Source organism: Pseudomonas salicis (assembly GCF_057128705.1).
The window spans coordinates 490,689-513,542 of the sequence record NZ_JBSKHU010000002.1 but is presented as its reverse complement, the minus strand read 5'-3'; the positions used below and the strand labels follow the sequence as shown (position 1 = coordinate 513,542).

General features: G+C 60.4%; 18 protein-coding genes. 11 read left to right on the top strand and 7 right to left on the bottom strand.

Features of this window, described 5'->3' with window-relative positions:
- The first annotated feature begins 110 nt into the window (after window positions 1–110).
- The 7 genes from lepA to pdxJ all read left to right on the top strand — a co-directional run bounded on the left by lepA (window position 111) and on the right by pdxJ (window position 6,522).
- Complete coding sequence (gene lepA / locus ACWKWE_RS08575; RefSeq protein ID WP_166596212.1) at window positions 111–1,907, top strand: translation elongation factor 4; 1,797 nt, start codon at window positions 111–113, stop codon at window positions 1,905–1,907.
- Window positions 1,908–1,916: 9 nt separating this feature from the next.
- Window positions 1,917–2,771, top strand: coding sequence for a signal peptidase I (gene lepB, locus ACWKWE_RS08570; protein WP_166596213.1), 855 nt, complete (start codon window positions 1,917–1,919; stop codon window positions 2,769–2,771).
- A gap of 105 nt (window positions 2,772–2,876) precedes the next feature.
- Entirely contained in the window at window positions 2,877–3,254 is a 378-nt protein-coding gene (locus tag ACWKWE_RS08565; protein ID WP_166596214.1) for a DUF4845 domain-containing protein, read from the top strand.
- Window positions 3,251–3,940 carry a ribonuclease III gene (rnc, locus tag ACWKWE_RS08560; RefSeq protein ID WP_166596215.1) on the top strand — a complete coding sequence of 230 codons (690 nt, stop codon included), beginning with the start codon at window positions 3,251–3,253 and terminating at the stop codon, window positions 3,938–3,940. The genes ACWKWE_RS08565 and rnc overlap by 4 nt, the downstream gene beginning before the upstream one ends.
- The gene (gene era, locus ACWKWE_RS08555) at window positions 3,933–4,835 is read left to right on the top strand and encodes a GTPase Era (protein WP_166596216.1); all 903 of its coding nucleotides are present in this window, start codon (window positions 3,933–3,935) and stop codon (window positions 4,833–4,835) included. Before rnc ends, era begins: the two co-directional genes overlap by 8 nt.
- A gap of 183 nt (window positions 4,836–5,018) precedes the next feature.
- Complete coding sequence (gene recO, locus ACWKWE_RS08550; protein WP_483850267.1) at window positions 5,019–5,708, top strand: DNA repair protein RecO; 690 nt, start codon at window positions 5,019–5,021, stop codon at window positions 5,706–5,708.
- 64 nt (window positions 5,709–5,772) lie between these two features.
- Window positions 5,773–6,522 (top strand): pyridoxine 5'-phosphate synthase, encoded by a 750-nt coding sequence (gene pdxJ, locus ACWKWE_RS08545; RefSeq protein ID WP_166596218.1) that lies wholly within the window; start codon window positions 5,773–5,775, stop codon window positions 6,520–6,522.
- 132 nt (window positions 6,523–6,654) lie between these two features.
- Here the strand turns inward: pdxJ and cmoB are convergent, their stop codons facing one another.
- The 4 genes from cmoB to lon all read right to left on the bottom strand — a co-directional run bounded on the left by cmoB (window position 6,655) and on the right by lon (window position 11,479).
- Window positions 6,655–7,614: a tRNA 5-methoxyuridine(34)/uridine 5-oxyacetic acid(34) synthase CmoB gene (gene cmoB / locus ACWKWE_RS08540; protein WP_166596219.1), complete on the bottom strand. Its 960-nt coding sequence runs from the start codon at window positions 7,612–7,614 to the stop codon at window positions 6,655–6,657.
- Window positions 7,611–8,354, bottom strand: a complete 744-nt coding sequence (gene cmoA, locus ACWKWE_RS08535) for a carboxy-S-adenosyl-L-methionine synthase CmoA (protein ID WP_483850266.1) — start codon at window positions 8,352–8,354, stop codon at window positions 7,611–7,613. Before cmoA ends, cmoB begins: the two co-directional genes overlap by 4 nt.
- An 88-nt stretch (window positions 8,355–8,442) precedes the next feature.
- Window positions 8,443–8,835 carry a protease inhibitor I42 family protein gene (locus ACWKWE_RS08530; RefSeq protein WP_166596221.1) on the bottom strand — a complete coding sequence of 131 codons (393 nt, stop codon included), beginning with the start codon at window positions 8,833–8,835 and terminating at the stop codon, window positions 8,443–8,445.
- A gap of 229 nt (window positions 8,836–9,064) precedes the next feature.
- On the bottom strand, window positions 9,065–11,479 hold the full coding sequence (gene lon, locus ACWKWE_RS08525; protein ID WP_483850265.1) for an endopeptidase La: 2,415 nt from the start codon (window positions 11,477–11,479) through the stop codon (window positions 9,065–9,067).
- A 266-nt stretch (window positions 11,480–11,745) separates the two neighbouring features.
- On the opposite strand from lon, the gene ACWKWE_RS08520 reads away from it, so the two are divergent.
- From ACWKWE_RS08520 to ACWKWE_RS08505, 4 genes are all read left to right on the top strand, one after another.
- Window positions 11,746–12,417: a methylamine utilization protein gene (locus tag ACWKWE_RS08520; protein ID WP_483850264.1), complete on the top strand. Its 672-nt coding sequence runs from the start codon at window positions 11,746–11,748 to the stop codon at window positions 12,415–12,417.
- Window positions 12,414–14,768 carry a putative bifunctional diguanylate cyclase/phosphodiesterase gene (locus ACWKWE_RS08515; RefSeq protein WP_166596224.1) on the top strand — a complete coding sequence of 785 codons (2,355 nt, stop codon included), beginning with the start codon at window positions 12,414–12,416 and terminating at the stop codon, window positions 14,766–14,768. The genes ACWKWE_RS08520 and ACWKWE_RS08515 overlap by 4 nt, the downstream gene beginning before the upstream one ends.
- Window positions 14,769–14,851: 83 nt before the next feature.
- Window positions 14,852–15,673 carry a DUF3034 family protein gene (locus ACWKWE_RS08510; RefSeq protein WP_483850471.1) on the top strand — a complete coding sequence of 274 codons (822 nt, stop codon included), beginning with the start codon at window positions 14,852–14,854 and terminating at the stop codon, window positions 15,671–15,673.
- On the top strand, window positions 15,673–16,104 hold the full coding sequence (locus tag ACWKWE_RS08505; protein ID WP_483850263.1) for a group I truncated hemoglobin: 432 nt from the start codon (window positions 15,673–15,675) through the stop codon (window positions 16,102–16,104). Before ACWKWE_RS08510 ends, ACWKWE_RS08505 begins: the two co-directional genes overlap by 1 nt.
- A gap of 203 nt (window positions 16,105–16,307) precedes the next feature.
- Here the strand turns inward: ACWKWE_RS08505 and ACWKWE_RS08500 are convergent, their stop codons facing one another.
- The 3 genes from ACWKWE_RS08500 to ACWKWE_RS08490 form a co-directional block, all read right to left on the bottom strand.
- The gene (locus tag ACWKWE_RS08500) at window positions 16,308–18,728 is read right to left on the bottom strand and encodes a glucose/quinate/shikimate family membrane-bound PQQ-dependent dehydrogenase (RefSeq protein ID WP_483850262.1); all 2,421 of its coding nucleotides are present in this window, start codon (window positions 18,726–18,728) and stop codon (window positions 16,308–16,310) included.
- A 120-nt stretch (window positions 18,729–18,848) separates the two neighbouring features.
- Window positions 18,849–20,213 (bottom strand): carbohydrate porin, encoded by a 1,365-nt coding sequence (locus tag ACWKWE_RS08495; protein WP_483850261.1) that lies wholly within the window; start codon window positions 20,211–20,213, stop codon window positions 18,849–18,851.
- 503 nt (window positions 20,214–20,716) lie between these two features.
- Entirely contained in the window at window positions 20,717–22,747 is a 2,031-nt protein-coding gene (locus ACWKWE_RS08490; protein ID WP_483850260.1) for a TonB-dependent receptor, read from the bottom strand.
- Window positions 22,748–22,854: the final 107 nt, after the last annotated feature.

Below are 22,854 nucleotides of genomic sequence, written 5' to 3'. Positions count from 1 at the left end.
AGGCTGTCTGTCCTCGTGTGCAAACGTGACGCCCCAGCCTTCCTTCAGGTACAATTCCCGGCTATTTTTCGGCGGGCAGTCTGCCTGCAACCTTTTTCGAGTGTTGATCCGTGAGTGATTTGAGTCATATCCGCAATTTCTCCATCATCGCCCACATTGACCATGGCAAGTCGACGCTGGCTGATCGTTTCATTCAAATGTGCGGTGGCCTCACCGAACGTGAGATGGAAGCCCAGGTGCTTGACTCCATGGATCTGGAGCGTGAGCGCGGCATCACGATCAAGGCCCACAGCGTCACCCTTTATTACAAGGCGCAGGACGGCATCACCTACCAACTGAACTTCATTGACACCCCCGGCCACGTCGACTTCACCTATGAAGTCAGCCGTTCGCTGGCCGCCTGTGAGGGCGCGCTGCTGGTGGTCGATGCCGGTCAGGGCGTGGAAGCGCAGTCCGTCGCCAACTGCTACACCGCCATCGAACAGGGCCTGGAAGTCATGCCGGTCCTGAACAAAATGGACTTGCCGCAGGCCGATCCGGACCGCGTCAAGGACGAAATCGAAAAGATCATCGGCATCGATGCCACGGACGCCGTGGCCTGTAGCGCCAAGAGCGGCATGGGCGTCGACGAAGTGCTGGAGCGTCTGGTCAAGACCATCCCTGCGCCGACCGGTAACATCGAAGACCCGCTGCAAGCGCTGATCATCGACTCCTGGTTCGACAACTATCTGGGCGTTGTCTCCCTGGTGCGCGTACGTCATGGCCGCGTCAAGAAGGGCGACAAGATCCTCGTCAAGTCCACCGGCAAGATGCACCTGGTCGACAGCGTGGGCGTGTTCAACCCGAAACATACCGCGACCGCTGACCTGAAGGCCGGTGAAGTGGGCTTCATCATTGCCGGTATCAAGGACATTCACGGTGCGCCGGTGGGTGACACGCTGACCCTGAGCTCGACGCCGGACGTGGAAGTGCTGCCCGGCTTCAAGCGCATTCAGCCACAGGTTTACGCCGGTCTGTTCCCGGTCAGCTCCGACGACTTCGAGGATTTCCGTGAAGCGTTGCAGAAGCTGACGCTGAACGACTCGTCGCTGCAATACACCCCGGAAAGCTCCGACGCACTGGGCTTCGGCTTCCGCTGCGGCTTCCTCGGCATGCTGCACATGGAGATCATTCAGGAGCGCCTTGAGCGCGAATACGACCTGGACCTGATCACCACTGCGCCGACCGTAATCTTCGAGCTGCTGCTCAAGACCGGTGAAACCATTTACGTCGATAACCCGTCGAAGTTGCCGGATCTTTCCGCGATCGAAGACATGCGTGAGCCTATCGTGCGGGCGAACATCCTTGTGCCTCAAGAGCACCTGGGGAACGTCATTACGCTGTGCATCGAGAAGCGTGGCGTTCAACACGACATGCTGTTCCTCGGCACACAGGTGCAAGTGACCTACGATCTGCCAATGAACGAAGTGGTATTGGACTTCTTCGACCGTTTGAAGTCCACCAGTCGCGGTTATGCCTCGCTGGACTATCATTTCGACCGTTATCAGTCGGCGAGCCTCGTGAAGCTGGATGTTCTGATCAACGGTGACAAGGTCGACGCGCTGGCGCTGATCGTGCACCGGGACAACGCCGCTTATAAAGGCCGGGCGTTGACTGAAAAGATGAAAGAACTGATTCCTCGTCAGATGTTCGACGTGGCAATCCAGGCCGCCATCGGTGGCCAGATTATCGCGCGTACAACCGTCAAGGCGCTCAGAAAGAACGTACTGGCCAAGTGTTACGGTGGTGACGTAAGCCGTAAGAAAAAACTGCTCGAAAAGCAGAAGGCCGGTAAGAAACGCATGAAGCAGGTCGGTAACGTGGAGATTCCACAGGAAGCCTTCCTTGCAGTGCTCAGGTTGGAATAGTCAGGCCCTATGTCACTAAATTTCCCGCTGTTGTTGGTCATTGCCGTATTCGTTTGCGGTCTGTTGGCCTTGTTCGATCTGATCATACTGGCGCCGCGTCGGCGGACTGCGATAGCGAATTATCAGGGCAGCGTGAGCCAGCCGGATGTCGCTGTCGTCGAGCAGTTGAACAAGGAGCCGTTGCTCGTCGAGTACGGTAAATCGTTCTTTCCAGTGCTGTTCATCGTGCTGGTGCTTCGATCGTTTCTGGTCGAGCCGTTCCAGATCCCGTCGGGCTCGATGAAGCCGACGCTCGACGTGGGCGATTTCATCCTGGTCAACAAGTTCTCCTACGGCATTCGCCTGCCGGTGATCGACCTCAAGGTGATCCCGGTGAGTGACCCGCAGCGGGGCGATGTGATGGTGTTTCGCTACCCCAGTGACCCGAACGTCAACTACATCAAGCGTGTCATCGGCTTGCCGGGCGACGTGATTCGCTACACCAACGACAAGCAGTTGTTCATCAATGGACAGTTGGTCGCCAAGCAACTCATCGGCTCAGAGCCAGGAACGCTGGGCAGCGCCGAGTTGTATGACGAAAAACTGGGCGCGGTGGAGCACCAGATCCGTCAGGAGATGAGCCGCTACCGCGCACCGCCTGACCATGAGTGGACGGTGCCGGCGGGTCACTACTTCATGATGGGTGACAACCGCGACAACTCCAACGACAGCCGTTACTGGGATGACCCCAATATTCCCAAGGACGAGCTGGGCATGGTGCCCGACAAGAACATCGTCGGTAAGGCCTTTGCCGTCTGGATGAGCTGGCCGGAACCGAAACTGAGCCACTTCCCGAATTTCTCACGGGTTGGCTTGATCAAGTGACACTTATGCGGCGCTGTCTGACACAGCGCCGTATGTCATTTCAGCGAGCTATGCTGCAGGGCTCACCTTGCTGACAGCAGGGACGGACTATTCTTGAGGGCAAACATGACTTCTGCCGGTTCGCAAAAAGGCTTGTCGTTCATTGGGTGGCTGGTGTTGCTGGCCCTCGTTGCATTTGCCGCGAGTACCGCAGCCAAGCTGGTGCCGCATTACCTCGATTACATGTCGCTGAAAAAGATCATCGAGGCCGCGGGGACGGACAAGACCGCGGATATCAACAACAGCAGCGAGTTTTATGACTATGTGGCCAAAGGCATGCAGGTCAACAACATTCGGGATTTGGATTTGAACAAGGCGTTAAGCGTGACGACGGAGAACAACAGGTTCCTCGCCCATTTGAAATACGAACAGCGTGAGCCACTGATCCAGAACATCGATCTGGTGGTCAAGTTCGACCGCGAATTCAGCGTGGGTAAACCGTGAGCGTGTCATTGAGTCGCCTGGAGCGTCAGCTCGGCTATACCTTCAAGGACCAGGAATTGATGGTCCTGGCATTGACCCACCGCAGTTTTGCCGGGCGCAACAACGAGCGTCTGGAGTTCCTCGGTGATGCCATCCTCAACTTCGTGGCCGGTGAGGCGCTGTTCGAGCGTTTTCCGCAGGCCCGCGAAGGTCAGTTGTCCCGTTTGCGCGCACGTCTGGTGAAGGGCGAGACCCTCGCCTTGCTGGCTCGCGGTTTCGATCTGGGTGAATACCTGCGACTGGGCTCCGGGGAGTTGAAAAGTGGCGGTTTTCGTCGCGAATCGATTCTGGCCGACGCCCTCGAAGCGTTGATCGGCGCGATCTATCTGGATTCCGGCATGGACATGGCGCGCGAACGCGTGCTGTCCTGGCTGGCCAGCGAGTTCGACAGCCTGACGCTGGTGGACACCAACAAAGACCCGAAAACCCGACTGCAGGAATTCCTCCAGTCTCGCGCCTGTGAATTGCCGCGCTACGAAGTGGTGGATATTCAGGGCGAGCCGCATTGCCGGACGTTTTTCGTGGAATGCGAGATCACCTTACTGAACGAAAAAAGCCGGGGACAAGGGGTCAGCCGTCGCATTGCCGAACAGGTAGCGGCGGCCGCAGCCCTTATTGCCCTGGGTGTGGAGAATGGCAATGACTGATTCAATTGCAACACGCTGTGGCTATGTCGCCATCGTTGGCCGGCCAAACGTGGGCAAGTCGACGCTGCTGAACCACATCCTTGGCCAGAAACTGGCGATCACCTCGCGCAAGCCCCAGACCACTCGTCACAACATGCTGGGCATCAAGACCGAAGGCGCCGTGCAGGCGATCTACGTCGATACCCCCGGCATGCACAAGAACAGTGACAAGGCGCTCAACCGCTACATGAACAAGACCGCTTCGGCGGCGTTGAAAGACGTCGACGTGGTGATCTTCGTGGTGGACCGCACTAAGTGGACCGACGAGGACCAAATGGTGCTGGAGCGTGTGCAATATGTGACGGGCCCGCTGATCGTCGCGTTGAACAAGACCGACCGCATCGAGGACAAGGCTGATCTGATGCCGCACCTGTCCTGGTTGCAGGAGCAACTGCCGAACGCGCAGATCATCCCGATTTCCGCGCAGCAGGGGCATAACCTCGACGCGCTGGAAAAAGTCATCGCCGAGCAGTTGCCGGAAAACGATCATTTTTTCCCGGAAGACCAGATCACCGACCGCAGCAGCCGCTTCCTGGCCGCCGAACTGGTGCGTGAGAAAATCATGCGTCAGCTGGGTGCCGAGCTCCCGTATCAGATCACGGTCGAGATCGAAGAATTCAAGCAGCAGGGCAAGACCTTGCACATCCACGCGTTGATTCTCGTCGAGCGTGATGGCCAGAAGAAAATCATCATTGGCGACAAGGGCGAGCGCATCAAGCGCATCGGTTCCGATGCCCGTCGTGATATGGAAGTGCTGTTCGATTCTAAAGTGATGCTCAACCTGTGGGTCAAGGTCAAAGGCGGCTGGTCCGATGACGAGCGCGCGTTGCGCTCGTTGGGTTACGGCGACCTGTAATAGGGTGACGCTTCTGCGCGGCATCAGGGCTCGCACCGATGCCCGTTCTGTGGGAGCGAATTCATTCGCGAAAAATGGTACAGGCGATGCAGATATGTCGTCCGTACCGGCCTCTCGCGAATGAATTCGCTCCCACAGTGTTATTCGGCGATCTGACATCCGCGCTCGTTGATTGAGAAACCCATGTCCCAAACCCCACCCGTCGGCCAACGCGCCTATGTGCTGCACAGCCGGGCCTATCGCGAAAACAGCGCACTGGTGGACTTTATTACGCCGCAGGGGCGTTTGCGTGCAGTGTTGCGCAGCGCCAAGGGCAAGGCGGGCTCGCTGGCCCGGCCGTTCGTGCCGCTGGAAGTCGAGTTTCGCGGGCGTGGCGAGCTGAAGAATGTCGGGCGCATGGAAGGCGCGGGTATTGCGGCCTGGCTGGAAGGCGACGCGCTGTTTAGCGGCCTTTATCTCAATGAACTGCTGATTCGCCTGTTGCCTGCGGAAGACCCCCATCCCGGCGTATTCGAGCATTACGCCGCGACACTGGTGGCACTGGCGGAGGGTCGGGCGCTCGAACCCTTATTACGATCTTTCGAGTGGCGCCTGTTGGACGACTTGGGTTACGGTTTTGCCCTCGACGCGGACCTCAATGGCGACCCATTGGCCGCTGACGGCATGTACCGCCTGCAAGTGGACGCAGGGCTTGAGCGGGTGTATCTGTTTCAGCCCGGTCTGTTTCAGGGCGCCGAGCTGTTGGCGATGTCCAAAGCAGACTGGACCGCGCCGGGTGCGTTGTCCGCTGCCAAACGGCTGATGCGTCAGGCGCTTGCCGTGCATCTGGGCGGTCGCCCGCTGGTGAGTCGAGAGCTGTTCCGCAAACCCTAGCAACACGACTTTTTATTCAGCGACAGGCCTGTTGCCTGTCCGGATCACGTTTCAGGAGACCAAAGTGACCCACAGCACCCGCATTCTGCTCGGCGTGAACATTGACCACGTGGCAACCCTGCGTCAGGCCCGTGGTACCCGCTATCCCGACCCGGTGAAGGCCGCGCTGGATGCCGAAGAGGCGGGGGCGGATGGCATCACCGTTCACCTGCGTGAAGACCGTCGCCACATTCAGGAGCGCGACGTGCTGCTGCTCAAGGATGTGTTGCAGACCCGCATGAATTTCGAGATGGGCGTCACCGAAGAGATGATGGCGTTCGCTGAGCGCATTCGCCCGGCGCACATTTGCCTAGTCCCGGAAACCCGTCAGGAACTGACCACCGAAGGCGGTCTCGACGTTGCGGGTCAGGAAGCGCGGATCAAGGCGGCGGTGGAACGTTTGTCGGCCATCGGCAGTGAAGTGTCGTTGTTCATCGACGCCGACGAGCGCCAGATTGAAGCGTCCGCCCGCGTGGGCGCGCCCGCCATCGAGCTGCACACCGGTCGTTACGCCGATGCCGAAACGCCGACTGAGGTGGCGGAAGAGTTGCAGCGTATTGCGGACGGCGTGGCGTTTGGCATCCAGCAGGGCCTGATCGTCAATGCGGGCCATGGCCTGCATTACCACAACGTGGAAGCGGTGGCGGCGATCAAGGGCATCAACGAGCTGAACATCGGCCACGCGCTGGTGGCTCACGCGTTGTTCGTGGGGTTCAAGTCGGCGGTGTCGGAGATGAAGGCGTTGATTCTGGCGGCGGCTGCCAGCAAGGATTGACCCACCGCAAGACCTGTAGGAGTGAGCTTGCTCGCGATCAGCGGTGTGTCAACCATGGAGACATCGTCTGACACACGGCTGATCGCGAGCAAGCTCACTCCTACAGAAGAGCGGTATTGCGCAGGCTTCTGTTCAGGCCTTGCGCCCTACGATCACCGCCCGACGTGGCGCAGGCAAACCTTCCACGGTTTTGCTGGGGTCATTGGGGTCGAGGAAGTCGCTGAGGGACTGATATTTCATCCATTCGGTACCGCGCTGTTCTTCAACGGTGGTGGTGCTCACGTCCACACAGCGCACATCGACAAACCCGGCGCGGCGCAGCCACAGTTCCAGCGCAGGCACCGAGGGCAGGAACCACACGTTGCGCATCTGCGAGTAGCGGTCTTCCGGGACCAGCACCTGGTGCACATCGCCTTCGACGACCATGGTTTCCAGCACCAGCTCGCCACCCTTCACCAGGCAGTCCTTCAGCGCCAGCAGATGATCGATGGGCGATTTGCGGTGATACAGCACGCCCATGGAAAACACCGTGTCGAACCCCTCCAGCCGCGCAGGCAAGTCTTCCAGCGCGAACGGCAGGTGCCACGCAGGCAGATCAGGCAAATAGCGCTGCATCGCCTGGAACTGGCAAAAAAACAGCCAGTTCGGGTCAACGCCGATCACGCTGTCCGCCCCGGCGCCGAGCATGCGCCATTGGTAATAGCCGTTGCCGCAGCCGACATCCAGCACGCGCTTGCCGACCAGATCCAGATGCGGCGAGACCCGCGACCATTTCCAGTCCGAGCGCCATTCGGTGTCGATGTGCACGCCGAACACGTCGAACGGCCCTTTGCGCCACGGCGACAGGCCCATCAAGGCCGCGCGGGTCTGCTCGCGGGTGGCGTCGTCGCAATCGGCTTCCAGGGTGAAATCATTCTTGAGCTCGACGCGGTTCGGGATCAGGTCGGGCAGTGCGTTCAGAGCGCCTTGCCAGCGTTCCAGATCGCCGTGGCCTTTCTCCATTTTCGCGTCAAGTTGCGCCTGCAGGCCTTGGGCCCAGCCGTACAAAGGTGTGCCCGCCAGACGGCGAACGAGCGGTGCGAGATCAATCATGGGAGGGCAATCAACGAGGCGAAGTTAAGGCACTGGAACCACGGCACGACTTTGGAGAAACCGGCGGCCAACAGGCGTTCGCGATGCTGGTTGAGGCTGTCGGGTTTCATCACGTTTTCGATGGCGCTACGTTTTTGGGCGATTTCGAGCTCGCTGTAGCCGTTGGCGCGTTTGAACGCCACGTGCAGGTCGGTCAGGAGATCGTGTTCTTCGCCGTCGTCGAAACGCAGTTTTTCGGAGAGGATCAGCGCGCCGCCTGGCACCAGCGCCTGGCGAATGCGACCCAGCAGTTCCAGACGTTGCTCGGGGGCGATGAATTGCAGGGTGAAATTCAGCGCCACGACCGAGGCGGGCTGGAACTCAAGGGCGAGGATGTCGCCTTCGATCACGTCGACCGGCAGCAGCTCCTGGAACATGGAGTCCTGGGCGTTGAGGTATTCGCGGCAGCGTTCGACCATCGCCGTAGAGTTGTCGATGGCGATGACGCGGCAGTCTACGGTGCGCACGTGGCGGCGCAGGGACTGCGTGACCGCACCGAGGGAACTGCCGAGGTCGTACAGCACGCTGTGAGGTTGCGCGAACTGCGCCGCGAGCACACCGATGTTCTCGACGATGGTCGGGTAGCCGGGCACTGAACGCTTGATCATGTCCGGGAACACCCGCACCACGTCTTCGTTGAACGCGAAATCGGGCACTTGGGCCAGCGGCTGGGCGAATAGGCGGTCGGGTTCTTGGCTCACGGCGGTTCCGAAGGGAAAACGAAAAGTGCGGCATTTTAGCGATTGTGTCGCGATGCCGAAACCTCAACTCATCGTTCGGTTTGAAGCGTCATTTCACCGTGATCGCGCAATCGAACGTGCGCTCCGGCCGTACTTCCGGCGCCCAGGGCTGTTGATACACCATCATCAAATGGCCCGTCCCCGCATTGGCGGCCTTGTAACGCCAGACCGACTGCCCCGAGGTGCCGACCATGTTGACCGCTTCCGGGGTGTTGAAGACTTCCGGGCCGAGCGCGTTGAGGATCGAGGGGGCTGGGTTCTGCATCAACCAGCGATGGCCGGTGGTGGGATTGCTGGGGAGCATGAGCATTAGGGTCTGGCCGGTCGTGAGGGTGATCGGGCAGTCTTTCTGGTCTTCAAGGGAGACGATCTGTTTCGGTTGCTGGGCGCAGGCGGCCAGCAGGGCCAGGCTGAGTGGGACAAGCAGGCGGGCAGGGGTCATGGGGGCTCCGGTCGTTGGCGACGTGGGGCTGAGCATAACTGAAGAAGACATTGCTGAAACCCTGTAGGAGTGAGCTTGCTCGCGATGGCGGCAGGTCAGTCGCTGTCGAGGAGACTGACCAGTCGCCATCGCGAGCAAGCTCACTCCTACAGGCCTGGTCCTTCCGAGAGCAAGCTCACTCCCACAGGCATTGCATCTAGCCTGTGAGAGCGGGGGGGGGGGCGAGTGCCTAGAACAACACCTTCGCCACGTCCGAGAAGCGTTTGGCGAAGTGCGCGGTGATGCCTTCCTTGAGGTAATCGGGGAGTTCTTCGAAGTTGCCGCGGTTGGCTTCGGGCAGGATCAGTTCGAAGATCTTCTGCCGACGCGCCGCGATCACTTTTTCCCGAACCCCGCCAATCGGCAACACGTGCCCAGTGAGGGTCAGCTCGCCGGTCATGGCCACGCCTTTTTTCGGTGCCTGGTTGCGAGCCAGCGAGAGCAGGGCACTGGCCATGGTCACGCCCGCGCTAGGGCCGTCTTTTGGCGTGGCGCCTTCCGGCACGTGCAGGTGAACGAACGCTTCATCGAAGAAGCCTTTATCACCGCCAAATTTCGCCAGATTGGAACTGACATAGCTGTAGGCGATTTCCGCAGATTCCTTCATCACATCGCCCAGTTGCCCGGTCAGCTTGAAGCCGCGATTAAGGGTGTGGATGCGGGTCGCCTCGATCGGCAGGGTCGCGCCGCCCATGCTGGTCCAGGCCAGCCCGGTAATGACGCCGGTGCCCGACAGCACTTGCTCGTTGCGGAACACCGCCATGCCAAGCGAGGCTTCCAGGTCTTTCGGGCCGATCTTGACCACGGTGTCCGGGTTGTCCAGCAGCTTGACCACGGCCTTGCGCACCAGTTTGCCCAGCTGTTTTTCCAACTGCCGCACACCGGCTTCGCGGGCGTAGCCATCAATCACGGCGCGCAGGGCGCTGTCGCTGATGGTCAGGCTGGTTTTCGATACGCCAGCCTTATCCAACTGTTTCGGCCACAAGTGGCGCTTGGCGATGGCGAGTTTTTCTTCGGTGATATAACCCGACAGGCGAATCACTTCCATCCGGTCGAGCAGCGGGCCGGGGATCGAGTCGAGGGTGTTGGCGGTGCAGACGAACAGCACTTTCGACAGGTCCAGACGCAGGTCCAGATAGTGGTCAAGGAATTCGACGTTCTGTTCCGGGTCGAGGGTTTCCAGCAGCGCTGACGCCGGGTCGCCCTGATAGCTCTGACCCATCTTGTCGATTTCGTCGAGCATGATGACCGGGTTCATCACTTCCATGTCTTTCAGCGCCTGCACCAGCTTGCCCGGCTGGGCGCCGATGTAGGTACGGCGGTGGCCCTTGATTTCGGCCTCGTCGCGCATGCCGCCGACGCTGAAACGGTAGAACGGACGCCCCAGAGATTCGGCGATCGACTTGCCGACGCTGGTTTTACCCACGCCCGGCGGGCCGACCAACAGCACGATGGAGCCTGCGATCTCACCCTTGTAGGCACCGACCGCGAGGAATTCGAGGATGCGGCTTTTAATGTCATCAAGCCCGGCGTGGTGCTGATCCAGCACTTTGCGCGCGTGTTTCAGGTCCAGCTTGTCTTCGCCAAAAACACCCCACGGCACCGAGCTGGCCCAATCGAGGTAGTTACGGGTGACAGCGTATTCCGGCGAGCCGGTTTCCAGCACCGAGAGTTTGTTCAGCTCTTCGTCAATGCGTTTGCGGGCTTGAGGCGGCAATGTCTTGCCTTCCAGGCGCTGCTCGAACTGTTCGATGTCGGCGCTGCGGTCGTCTTTGGTCAGGCCCAGCTCTTGCTGAATGACTTTGAGCTGTTCTTTCAGGAAAAACTCGCGCTGGTGCTCGCCGATCTTGCGGTTCACTTCGGCGGAGATTTCTTTCTGCAGGCGCGCGACTTCGACTTCCTTGCGCAGCATCGGCAGGACTTTTTCCATGCGCTTGAGCACAGGCACGCAATCCAGTACTTCCTGCAGCTCGTTGCCTTTGGCAGACGTCAGAGCAGCGGCGAAGTCGGTCAGCGGCGACGGGTCGTTGGGGCTGAAGCGGTTGAGGTAATTCTTCAGTTCTTCGCTGTACAGCGGGTTGAGCGGCAGCAGTTCTTTGATCGCGTTGATCAGCGCCATGCCGTAAGCCTTGACCTCATCGGTCGGCTCGTTGGGCTGATGCGGATATTCGACTTCCACCAGAAACGGCGGGCGGTGGTGCTTGAGCCAGGTCTTGATGCGCACACGGCTCAGGCCTTGGGCGACGAATTGCAGCTTGCCGTTTTCGCGGCTGGCGTGGTGCACCTTCACCAGCGTGCCGTATTCGGGCAGGGCCTTGGTGTCGAAATGGCGCGGGTCGTCGGGGGGCGTGTCCATGAAGAACAGGGCGAGCGAGTGGTGATCGGATTTGCTCACCAGCTCCAGGGTTTCAGCCCACGGCTCTTCGTTGACGATGACAGGCAGGACTTGTGCCGGGAAGAACGGGCGGTTGTGAATCGGGATGATGTAGACCTGGTCCGGAAGGTTCTGGCCGGGCAGGGCGAGGCTTTTGCGATCTGAGCCGATGACTTCGTGTTCGTGGTCGTCATCGGACGAATGAGTGCTGTCTGCTTGCTGGTCGCTCATGGGGCACCTGCATGAATGGAGATGAGGCTTAGATGGGGCGGTCGGGCTCAGGTTTCAATAGTTATGGTCGATAGCATTGAATATGGAGGTCGATTGGAAGATCTGTGCGATTTATGCCTTTCATCGGTTAGCCATGTATGATGGCGTTGTGCCTGTTTTTATCGCGTGATCTTCCGGTAAGCGCCGGTTAATCTCGTGGGGACGTAGCAATGTATTGCCAGGGCCGGCGCTTTTCTTTCACCGACCAAGCGTTCTGGATTCTGCGTATGAAGCCTGTTGTCTCATCGTTGCTGGTGGCTGCCTCTCTTTTTTTGGACTCGGCTGCCTACGCCGCCACCCTGACTGCCGAATTCGTCGACGCGCAGGGCAAATCGCTGAGCGATGTGGTGCTGACCCTTCAGGGCCCGGCGGGCAAACCCGATCCTGCGCCCAAGGCCGACATGGACCAACGCGACCAGCGTTTCGCGCCGCATGTCTTGGCAGTGCGCACCGGCACGCAGATCAAATTCCCCAACAGCGACGACATTCGTCACCAGGTGTACTCCTTTTCCCCTGCCAAACGTTTCGAATTGCGTCTGTATGGCGGCACACCGTCTGAGCCTGTGCTGTTCGACAAGCCTGGCGTGGTCGTACTGGGCTGCAACATCCACGACTGGATGCTCGGCTATGTTTACGTGACTGACGATCCCTGGTTCGGCGTGAGCAATGACAAAGGCACGCTGACTCTCGACCAAATGCCTGCAGGCCACTATGTGGCGACGCTGTGGCATCCACAGGCGCCTGACATGCAGCCTGTGCCAGGAGGCGAAATCGACATTCCGGCCGCGGGTCTGCACAAGCGTTTCAGCGTTACCGTGCAGCCCAAGGGTGATGACATGCCTGCAACGCCACCGCCCAGCGCGTTCGGCGATGCCTTTCATAAAGCCGCCCATGAATGAAACGACGAATTAGCTTTCAGGCACGCATTGCTGGCGTGCTGATCCTGCTGTTGTTGATCGTGGTCAGCGCCGTGTTCGTGGCCGTCCGGGCCGCGACGCAGGACGCTGTGCGCAAACAGGCCCAGGCTCAACTGGACGTGGGTACGCGGGTGTTCGAGGGTTTGTTGGAGATGCGCGGCAAACGGTTGCGCGACGCCGTGCAACTGCTGTCCAGCGACTTCGGTTTCCGCGATGCGGTGGCGTCAGCGGACTCGGCGACCATTCGCTCGGTCCTGCAGAACCACGGCGCACGCATCAACGCTAATGACATGTTCCTGCTGGGCATGGACGGCAAGGTGCTCTCCAGCACGGTCGAGCAGATTCCCGAAGGCTCACCGTTTCCGTACACCCAGGCGTTGCGCGACCTGAAGTCCCATAACCAGTCGATGCTGATCGTGCCGCTGCAGGGCAAACCGCACTTGCTGGTCGAAAGCACCGTCATGGCGCCGCTGCCCATTGCTCGCGTGGTCATGGGTTTCAGCATGGATGATGACCTCGCCCAGGAACTGCGCTCCCTCAGCGGTCTGCAAGTGTCGTTTCTGTCGGTGGTGCATCAGTTGCCGGGGCAAATCATCAGCACCCAGCCGCAGCCTTTGTACGATAGCCTTCGCGGGGTGATGCTCAGCACCGATCGCGGCCAGATGGTGATGACCGAACACGGCAACCAAAGCTTTCTCAGCAAACGTCTGGAATTGGGCAACACGGGCGACAGTAATGGCGATCAGGTCGTGGCGCTGCTGCAAAGCCCGCTCGATCAGGCCATGCAAGCCTTCGCGCCGCTGGATGAAAAGCTGTTCTGGATCACCCTCGTGGCGTTGGCCGGCTCGCTGATTGGCGCGTTGTTGCTGGCGCGCAGCGTGTCGCACCCGGTTCGTGCCCTTGCCCTGGCCGCCGAGCGCATTGGCGAAGGCGACTACGGCACGCCGGTGACTCTTGAACGCAGTGATGAACTGGGTTTGCTGGCGGGCGCGATCAATTCGATGCAAAGCGGCATCGCCGAACGCGAGCAGCAACTGGCGCACAACGCGCTGCACGACGGCTTGACCGGCCTGCCCAACCGGGCGCTGGTGATGGAGCGTCTGGGCAGTGCGATTGCGGCCGAGCGGGCCGTGGCTCTGCTCTACCTGGGGATCGAGAATTTCCGTGCGATCAACGACAGCATCGGCCCGGAAGGCATTGAGCAGTTGCTGCAAGTGATGGGCGAGCAATTGCAACTGCCGCTGCGCCCCGGCGATACCGTGGCGCGTTTGTCGGGCAATGAATTTCTGTTGCTGGTCCACAATGCCGAAGTGGACAGCGCTGTTGCCGTGGCCGACCGCTTGCAACGTCTGTTGCTGAGACCACAACGCATCCACGATCACGATATTTCGCTGGACGCCTGCATCGGTATTGCGGCGTATCCCGCCAACGGTGACTCGCCCTCCGAACTGGTCAGGCGCGCCTCGATTGCCCGCCAGGACGCCACCCAGATGCCGGGTCGCCTGCAAGTCTATGAAGACGGCCGCGACCTGGCGCATCAGCGTCAGATCAGCCTGATTCGCGACCTGCGCCATGCCCCGCGCAACGGCGAGCTGATGCTGCATTACCAGCCGAAACTGGACATCCGCAACGGTCGCACGCGTCAGGCCGAGGCCTTGCTGCGCTGGCAGCATCCGCAGTTTGGAAACGTTTCGCCTGCCGAATTCATTGTGTTGGCCGAACGCACCGGCAGCATTCAACTGCTGACCAACTGGGTGATCGAGGAAGCGATGCGTCAGTTGGCAGAATGGGGGCGCCGCGGGCTGCACGTGCAGCTGTCGGTGAACATTTCGGCGGACGACCTGCTCAGTGGTGATCTGGCGGACCGTGTGTCGGATCTGCTCAAGCTGTACCGTGTACCCGCCGAACAACTGATATTCGAGATCACCGAAAGCGCCGTGATGCGCGAGCCAGAGCATGCCTTGAAGGTGCTCAATCGCCTGCGCGAATGCGGCATCAGTTTGTCGGTGGATGACTTCGGCACCGGCTACTCTTCACTGGCGCACCTCAAGCGGCTGCCGGTGCAGGAACTGAAGATCGACCAGTCCTTCGTGCGCAATCTCGATGAGACGAGCGAGGACGCGGTGATTGTCCGTTCCACCATCGAAATGAGCCACAACCTGGGGCTGAAGGTGGTCGCCGAAGGTGTCGAATACGAACACAGCCTGCGGCTGTTGGAGCGGTGGCACTGCGATACGGCACAGGGTTATTTGATCAGCCGCCCGCTCACGGCGGTGGCATTCGAGGCCTGGATTGCCAAGGCTCACAGTTCACCCAGCATGATGATTCACTGATCGGGTTCAAGGTTATGACACGTCGTCTCTCGGCTGTTTTCAGCCCTGTGGTGTTAGCAAGTGTGGTGGGCGGTGCCGGTGGCATGATTGCGCCGGTGGTCGAGGCCGAGCAGGGGCGCCTGATTGCGACCGGGGGTGCGAGCAGCATCGAAGGCGCGGCGGGCGGCGGGATCATCCCGTGGGCGGTGATTGGCAATTACGACGAGAAAGGCGAATGGGGGGCGAACCTGTTCGGCACCCATATCAACCTTCCGGACTACACGCTGGACGTCGCGGGTATGGCAGCGTCCTACGGCAATCGCGTGGAAGTCTCCTACGCCCATCAGCGATTTGACTTGGGCTCGCTGGTTCACAAACTCAGCCTGCCGGAAGACAACCTCACCCAAGACATTTTCGGGGTCAAGGTGCGCCTGTTCGGCGATCTGATCTACGACCAACTGCCGCAAGTCTCGTTGGGCCTCGAATACAAGCATCAGAACGATTTCCTGATCCCCAGCCTGGTCGGGGCGAAACGCGATTCCGACGTGGAAGGCTATTTGACCGCCAGCCGTTTGTTCATGGGCGCGGCGTTTGGCTACAACGTGGTGGTCAACGGTGGCGTGCGTTACAGCCGGGCCAATGAAACCGGTCTGCTGGGGTTCGGCGGCGACCGTCGCGACACCCGCAGTGTCTTGAAGGAAGGCTCGGTGGTCATGCTCTTCAACCCGCGCTGGGCCGTGGGCGTGGAGTACCGCGAGAAGCCGGACAACCTGTCGTTTGCCGGTGAAAGCGATTGGGCCGACGCCTTTGTCGGCTGGTTCCCGAACAAGCACGTGTCGGTGGTGTTGGCCTACGCGCGTCTGGGCGAAATCGCCACGCTGGATAACCAGAACGGCACGTATCTGTCTGTGCAGGGGAGCTTCTGATGAGGCGGCCTTTGCAGTGGATGGGGATGTGGGGACTGGCCCTGCTGGTTGGGTGCGCTCAACAGCCGCCCAAGGATGACAGCCTCTATCACGCGTTGGGTGAGCGTGCCGGGATTCAAAGGATCGTCGAGGGGATGCTGTTGCATGTCGCCCAGGATGATCGGATCTACAGGTATTTCGCGAAGGTCGACATCGTTCGCGCGCGGGACAAACTGGTGGAGAAGTTCTGTGTGGAGGCCGGTGGGCCGTGTACCTATTCGGGGGATGCGCTGCCTGAAGTCCATAAAGGCATGAACATCAGTCGGAGCGATTTCAATGCACTGGTGGAGAATTTGATCGATGCAATGGATGAGCAGCATATCCCGGTGCCGACACAGAATCGGCTGATCGCCCGATTGGCGCCGCAGCGTGGCGAAGTGATCGAGAAGTAGCGCGGCGCCGGCTGCGAACGTGGTGGATCAGCCATACCTGAGTTGCCTGACACTCCGCGGTCGTCTGATCGCGTTCCGGGGAGTCTCACCGCTCCGGCCGCCCCACAGGTACAGCGCGAGGCTTGAGTGGGGGACCCGAATGAAAAAGGCGGTCACCTCTCGATGACCGCCTTTTTCATTCGCATCATGGCTGCGCTAACCGATTACTCCGGCAGCTTGTAGGCAATGATGTAGTCGCCCATTCGGGTGCCAAGCGAACCGTGGCCGCCTGCAACGATCAGCACGTATTGCTTGCCATCCTTGCCGGTGTAGGTCATCGGGGTCGCTTGGCCGCCCGCTGGCAGACGCCCGGCGAACAGCTCTTTGCCGGTTTTGACGTCATACGCGCGCAGGTATTGGTCCAGCGTACCGGCCAGGAAGCCGACGCCGCCCGCCGTGACCATCGAACCGCCCATGCTAGGCACACCCACTGGCAGGCCAATCGGCACTGGGGTGTTGTCGCGGCTGGTGCCGTTTTTGTGTTTCCAGACGACTTGGTTGGTGGTCAGGTCCACTGCAGCGACGTTACCCCACGATGGCGCCTGGCACGGCATGCCGATCTGCGACATCAACGGGTGCATGATCACGGCGTATGGCGCGCCGGTGTTCGGCTGCACGCCGCTGGTTTCGCTTTCGCGCTTGCTGCCCGCTTCCACCTTGGCACGTGGCACCAGCTTGGAGACGAAAGCCATGTAGTTCGGGCTGGTGAACATCAGCTGGCGCACCGGGTCGACCGACACGGCGCCCCAGTTGAACACGCCCACGTTGCCCGGATAGATGATGCTGCCCTGTTCGGACGGCGGCGTGTACTGACCTTCGTAACGCAGCTCTTTGAACTGAATGCGGCAAAGCATCTGGTCGAACGCGGTGGCGCCCCACATGGATTTCTCGGTCAGCTCAGGCGGCAGCATGTTCAGTTGCGAACGGGCCTGGGTCGGCGAAGTGTGGTCGCCTTGCGCGGCACCGGTCGGCGCCGGGACTTCGTCGATCGGCACGATCGGAGTGCCGTCGCGACGGTCCAGCACATACAGGCTGCCTTGCTTGGTCGGCTGAATCACGGCTGGCTTCACGCCGTCCTTGGTTTTCAGGTTGATCAGCGTTGGTTGGCTCGGTACGTCCATGTCCCACAGGTCGTGGTGGGTGAACTGGTAATTCCAGCGCACTTTGCCGGTGTTGACGTCCAGCGCGACCAGACCGGCGCTGAATTTCTCGGCGCCAGGGGTGCGGTCACCCCCGTATTGGTCAGGCATCTGGTTGCCCAGCGGCAGGAAGACCAGGCCCGATTTCTCGTCGACACTGGCCAGCGACCACATGTTCGGGGCGTTCCGCGAGTAGAACTGATCGGCCGCGATAGGGGCCGTGGCGTCCGGGTTGTTCGGGTCCCAGTTCCACACCAGCTTGCCGTCGTGCACGTCGTAGGCGCGAATCACACCCGATGGCTCGTTGGTCGACTCGTTGTCGGTCACGTGGCCGCCGATGATGATCAGGTTGCGCGTGATCGCCGCAGGCGAGGTGGAGTAGTAACCCCCGGCGGTGAACGGGCCGATGTTGGCGCGCAGGTCGATGGCACCTTTGTTGGCGAAGTCTTCGCAGACTTTACCGGTGTCGGCGTTCAGCGCGATCAGGCGAGCGTCGGCAGTCGGCAGGTACAGACGGCGCGGGCAGGACGCAGCAATCGCGGTGCCAGCAGCTGACAGCGCTGCGGCTGGGGCGCCGACGTCGGATTTGGCGTAGGCCGCTTCGTCATAGTACGAAACGCCACGGCAGGTCATGTGCGCCCAACCGGTGAAGTTCTTCGCGCCTTCCTTGGAAATCTGCGGGTCGTACGACCAGATGGTCTTGCCGGTATCCGGGTCCAGCGCCAGCACTTTGCTGTGCGGAGTGCAGGCGTAGACCATGCCGTTGACCTTCAGCGGCGTGTTCTCGTTGGTCAGCTCGACCGGGTCTTCAGCGCTGGGCAGATCACCCGTGCGAATGCGCCAGGCTTCCTGCAGCTTGCCGACGTTTGCAGGGGTGATCTGCTTCAGCGGCGAGTAACGGTTGCCGTGTTCGGAGCGACCATACGCCTGCCAGTCGCCATCGGGCATCGGCTGCGGGTCGTACGCCACGCCCGCGTCATCGCGGTCCAGCGTGCCTTTGATTTCACCGGGGCTGGTGAACTGGCTGGCGATGGCGGTCAGGCCGGCCAGCACGACAGCGATGCTCAGCGCCACGGTCGGTAGACCACCCGGCTGGCCACGCAGGACCGGGCGACGGAACCATGGCAGCAGCATCACGATGCCGAGCACGAACCACAGCGACAGACGTGGCACCAGCTGCCACCAATCCAGGCCAACTTCCCACAAGGCCCAGACCGTGCTCGCGAACAGCACCAGCGCGAACAGACCCAGTGCCGAGCGACGGCCCTGAATCAGCAGAATGCCAGTGATGATGAAGCCGATCCCGGTCAGCAGGTAATACAGCGACCCGCCCAGTGTCAGCAGCTTGATACCCCCGGCCAGCAAGGCCAGGCCCATGATCAGAATCACCAGCCCGAGCAAGCTCGGCAGCAGGCGACCCTTACCGAAAGCACCGTCAGTGCTCATAGTGTCGTACTCCGTAACGATTAAGTGGTTGACGCTAAATCCGTTGTAGCGTTGAGGCTTGGAAGCCAGGGCCTTAACGCTAGTTCCTCAACAGGGATACAGAAAGATTAAAGAGGCCGATCAGAACGAGGATTGGATCTTCAGACCGGCCACCAGCGCGTCGTCCACCTGATTCACGCCGCCCGGATGGCGGATGAATTGCAGGTTGGGCCGCACGGTCAGCCAGTTGGCGACATGCACGCCGTAATACAGCTCGGCGTTGTATTCGGTGTCTTGCACAGGCAAGAAGGCCGGGTCGTTGTAGTCGCTGACATCGTTGGCCTGATTCAGCAGACGGGTGTTCTTGCGGTACGCCGGGTTAACGTGGATGCGGCCGACCGCCAGACCGAGGTCGTCCTTGGGACGCGCGTCGAACGGGCCGGTGTAGGTGGCGCCCAATGCGACGTAGTTGTCGATCATGTTGGTCTTTTTGTCATGGAGAGTGCCGTTGGCGAACAGGCTAAAACCCCGGCTGTTGTCGCTAGCCTGGCTTGTCACTTGTTGGCGCAGGGTCAGCCATAGGCCGTGTTTGCTCGACGACGAGGCGTAATTTTCGCCGCTTAGCGCGGCATAGCGACCACGGCTGTCTTTGTAGACGTCGGTGCTGTCGGCGGTGCTGTAGTAGTAACCGAGGCGGTATTCGCCCGGCAAGTCGTTGACCTTCGGCGCCCAGACCAGCTCGACCGGGAGCACGGCGCCCCGAGTGCCGCTGCCACTGAGCTTGAAGGCGTTGTCGTTTTCCAGGTTCGACGGGTTCTGTTCGAACGCGCCGACTTGCACGAAGAGTTCGGGGGTGAGCTGGTATTTGACCCGCATCGCCCATTGGCTGACGGGCCAGTTGTACCAGATGCCGCCGCCCCAGTTACCGACCTGCGAGCCGCACAGCGCCAGGTTCTGGAAGTCGCAGGGGAAGGTGTTGAAATCTTCCCCTTCGTTGAAACGGCCGACTTTGACGCTCAGTTTCTGGTCGAGAAATTTCTGCTGATACCAGAGGTCGGTGAGGCGCGTGATATTGCCTCGGCCCCAGACTTCCTGGGACGACGAGATCGTGCCCACACGCGGGTCGCCGACGCGGTCGTTGCTGATGTTGTCGCCGTTGCGGTTGGTCAGCGTGACCTGGAATTCGGCGTCGTGCCAGCCGAAGATCTTTTGCAGGTCCATGTGCGCGCCGAGGGCGAATTGGTCGGCGTAGCGGGTCGCCTTGTCGTGATCGTAGCCGCCGTGCAGGTTCGAGCCGACTTCTACCACCGTGTCCAGCTTGAAGTCATAACCCTGTTGCGACAGCTCGGTGCGCTTGCCTCCCCAATCCCCCAGCATCCACGGCGACTCGCTGTCGAACGCAGGCGTCGCTTGAGCGCACGTCGCCAGGCTCAGGGCCGCAAGCCCCAATGCGTGGTGATGATGAAAGGGGCGAAGACGGGGGCAACGTTTCGAATGACCAGGCATGGGCGATGAGTTCTTCTTGGTGATGTGGATTCGGCGCAGGCGGTTGCTGCGTCGATACGTCGCGTGGCATTGATTGACAGATCGACGGATTAAACGTTTCAGCTTTATGAGTGGCGCAATGATAGGGGGCTAACGAATTTTTAAAAAGACGGTTTTGCGACATGAATAGTTACGATTAACGCAACAGTCCCGAAAAGATGGGGTAGCGCTGTCTCTTATATGGGTGAGGGTTGCGCAGACTTTGCGGATCGGATGAACGTGGTCAACCCTTGCAGTGAGCGTACAGATAAGTTTTTTGAGATTTTTATGCAGCCGTGCTGAATACAGGACCCATAGGGTTTTGCGTATTCCGCCGTATTTAGGACCTGACGCGAGACCAACTGTGGGAGCGAATTCATTCGCGAAAGATCGGACAGGCGATATCTATGTGTCGTCTGAACGGCCCATCCCGAATAAATTCGCTCCCACAGGTTCTATGTCGTTTGAATGTCAGCGCTCGACTATCAGAACGTCGTGCGCAACCCCACTTCAATGCTTCGGCCTTGCGCCGGTGCGATGTCGCGCAGAATCGAGCTGGCGTAACGCACGGTCTGGTTGGTCAGGTTTTCGCCGTTGACGAACGCCAGCCACTGACTGCCGCCGACGTTGAACTTATAACCTGCACTTGCGCCGAGGGTGGTGTAGCCGTCGGTGCCAGTTTCGTTGTCCGGCACGCGACCTTGAGACGCCGCGTGTTCGACATCAATGCGCGCCTGCCACTTGTCCAGTTCCCACAGCAGGCCGCTGTTCAGGCGCAGCGGGGCGATACGGGGCAGGGCTTCGCCGGTGTCGAGGTTGGTGGCGCGGGTGTAATCGCCTGACAACTCCAAGGCGAATTTTCCGTAACGGCTTTCGCCCAGTTTCCAGTGGTCCTGGGCCTCGAATCCTGCAAAGCGCGCCCGCACGCCGGAATAGGTGTATTCCGGAATCCCGTCGGCATCTTCCTCGCCGTCGTCGTTCAGCGTACGACCTGTTCCCAGCAAGCCGATGTAATTGGAGAAGTGGCTGTAGAACACACCAACACTGCCTTTGTGCGTGCCATTGTCGAAGCGCAGCGCCAAGTCGCTGGAGACCGCTTTCTCTTTCGACAGACCGGCATCGCCCACTTCATAAGTACCGGTCGCGACGTGGGCGCCGTTGGCGTACAGCTCGTAGAACGTCGGGGCGCGCTCGGTGTAGCCCAAGGTGGCGGCCAGGGACCAGATCGGCGTCAGGGTGTAGACCGCGCCAGAAGACAGGCTGCCTGCCGTGAAGCTGCTGGAGCGATCCGCGTTGGCGAAGCGTTCGTTGCCTTTGCCGTCCGGGTCGACAGTGGTGTGTTCCAGACGACCGCCCAGACTCAGCTTCAGACGATCAGTGGCTTGCAGCTCTTCGAGAATGAACAGCGCACCCGCATCGGTATCGGTCTGGGGTACGAAAGCTTCTTCGCCCAGCGCCGAGAATTCAGTGCGCGTTACTTGGGCACCTATCACCCCGTTGAGCGGGCCAATCGGCTGATGGCGCGCTTCGACCCGGGCTTCGTAGCCCTTGTTCTTGAACGTGGTGCCGACTTCGCCGTCCTCGATCTCCATGTGTTTGTATTCGGTATAACCAGCGTCGAGCTTCACCGAGCTGAATGGACCTGACAGGTTGCGAATCTCGGAAGCGAACGCGTAGTGGTCCTGCTTCATGCGGATGCGCACGTCTTGTTCGGCGGGCGATCCGTAGTTGGAGTCGTAATTGCTGTAGGAAAGCCCCGCGTAACCGTCCTCCCATGTGTAGGAACCGCCGACAGCGCCGCCGTCCTGACGCCCGTCGCTGTTGCCGAGTCGGTGCTTCTTGTCGCCGCCATCCGGGTCACGAGCACGTTCATCGGCGGTGCGGGCGTAACCGGGGATTTTCAGGTCGTTGAATTCGCGCGCGTTGGCATCCAGGTGCAAGGCGAACGTGCCGTTGCCCGCTTCCAGCTTGCCCGCGCTACTGCGCGTGGTGTCGGCGCCGCCATAGCGCAATTCGCCCGCGCCCTGAATGCCTTCGATGGCTTCGGTGGGGATGCGATTGTCAAAGGTGTTGACCACGCCGCCGATGGCACTGCCGCCATAGAGCAGGGCAGCCGGGCCGCGCACGATTTCGATACGGTCAACGTTGACCGGGTCAAACGGCACCGCGTGGTCGTAGGACAGCGATGACGCGTCCAGCGCACCGACGCCGTTACGCAGCAGACGAATCCGGTCGCCGTCCTGCCCGCGAATGATCGGCCGACTGGCGCCCGGCCCGAAATACGACGACGACACGCCTGGCTGCTTGTTCAGGGTTTCGCCGAGGCTGCCTTTCTGTTGCAGCGTCAGCTCATCGCCGGTCAATACAGTGCTGGGCGATGCCAACTGGTCGCTGCCTAGCGGATTGGCGGTGATGGTTTGTTGTTCCAGTTCGATGGCGTACACCGGGGAGGCGATGAGCAGCGAAGTGGCCAACGGCGTCAGGCGCCAGAGTGAGGATTTGGGGAAGCGGGACATGCTGCATTTTCCTTGGCAGGGTGAGACTCAAGTGTTCAGCCTGTTAGTGTTATAACATAACAATAAAAATGCAATCATTTTGGAATCGGTTGTGTGGGTTGGCTACG

Bases quoted from the DNA above. Each gene is read 5' to 3' on its own strand.
- cmoB (WP_166596219.1), bottom strand. From the start codon at position 7,614: ATGATTGATCTCGCACCGCTCGTTCGCCGTCTGGCGGGCACACCTTTG.
- ACWKWE_RS08515 (WP_166596224.1), top strand. From the start codon at position 12,414: ATGAAACGACGAATTAGCTTTCAGGCACGCATTGCTGGCGTGCTGATC.
- ACWKWE_RS08490 (WP_483850260.1), bottom strand. From the start codon at position 22,747: ATGTCCCGCTTCCCCAAATCCTCACTCTGGCGCCTGACGCCGTTGGCC.
- recO (WP_483850267.1), top strand. From the start codon at position 5,019: ATGTCCCAAACCCCACCCGTCGGCCAACGCGCCTATGTGCTGCACAGC.
- era (WP_166596216.1), top strand. From the start codon at position 3,933: ATGACTGATTCAATTGCAACACGCTGTGGCTATGTCGCCATCGTTGGC.
- ACWKWE_RS08530 (WP_166596221.1), bottom strand. From the start codon at position 8,835: ATGACCCCTGCCCGCCTGCTTGTCCCACTCAGCCTGGCCCTGCTGGCC.
- lepB (WP_166596213.1), top strand. From the start codon at position 1,917: ATGTCACTAAATTTCCCGCTGTTGTTGGTCATTGCCGTATTCGTTTGC.
- ACWKWE_RS08505 (WP_483850263.1), top strand. From the start codon at position 15,673: ATGAGGCGGCCTTTGCAGTGGATGGGGATGTGGGGACTGGCCCTGCTG.
- ACWKWE_RS08495 (WP_483850261.1), bottom strand. From the start codon at position 20,213: ATGCCTGGTCATTCGAAACGTTGCCCCCGTCTTCGCCCCTTTCATCAT.
- ACWKWE_RS08565 (WP_166596214.1), top strand. From the start codon at position 2,877: ATGACTTCTGCCGGTTCGCAAAAAGGCTTGTCGTTCATTGGGTGGCTG.
- ACWKWE_RS08520 (WP_483850264.1), top strand. From the start codon at position 11,746: ATGAAGCCTGTTGTCTCATCGTTGCTGGTGGCTGCCTCTCTTTTTTTG.
- ACWKWE_RS08500 (WP_483850262.1), bottom strand. From the start codon at position 18,728: ATGAGCACTGACGGTGCTTTCGGTAAGGGTCGCCTGCTGCCGAGCTTG.
- ACWKWE_RS08510 (WP_483850471.1), top strand. From the start codon at position 14,852: ATGATTGCGCCGGTGGTCGAGGCCGAGCAGGGGCGCCTGATTGCGACC.
- lon (WP_483850265.1), bottom strand. From the start codon at position 11,479: ATGAGCGACCAGCAAGCAGACAGCACTCATTCGTCCGATGACGACCAC.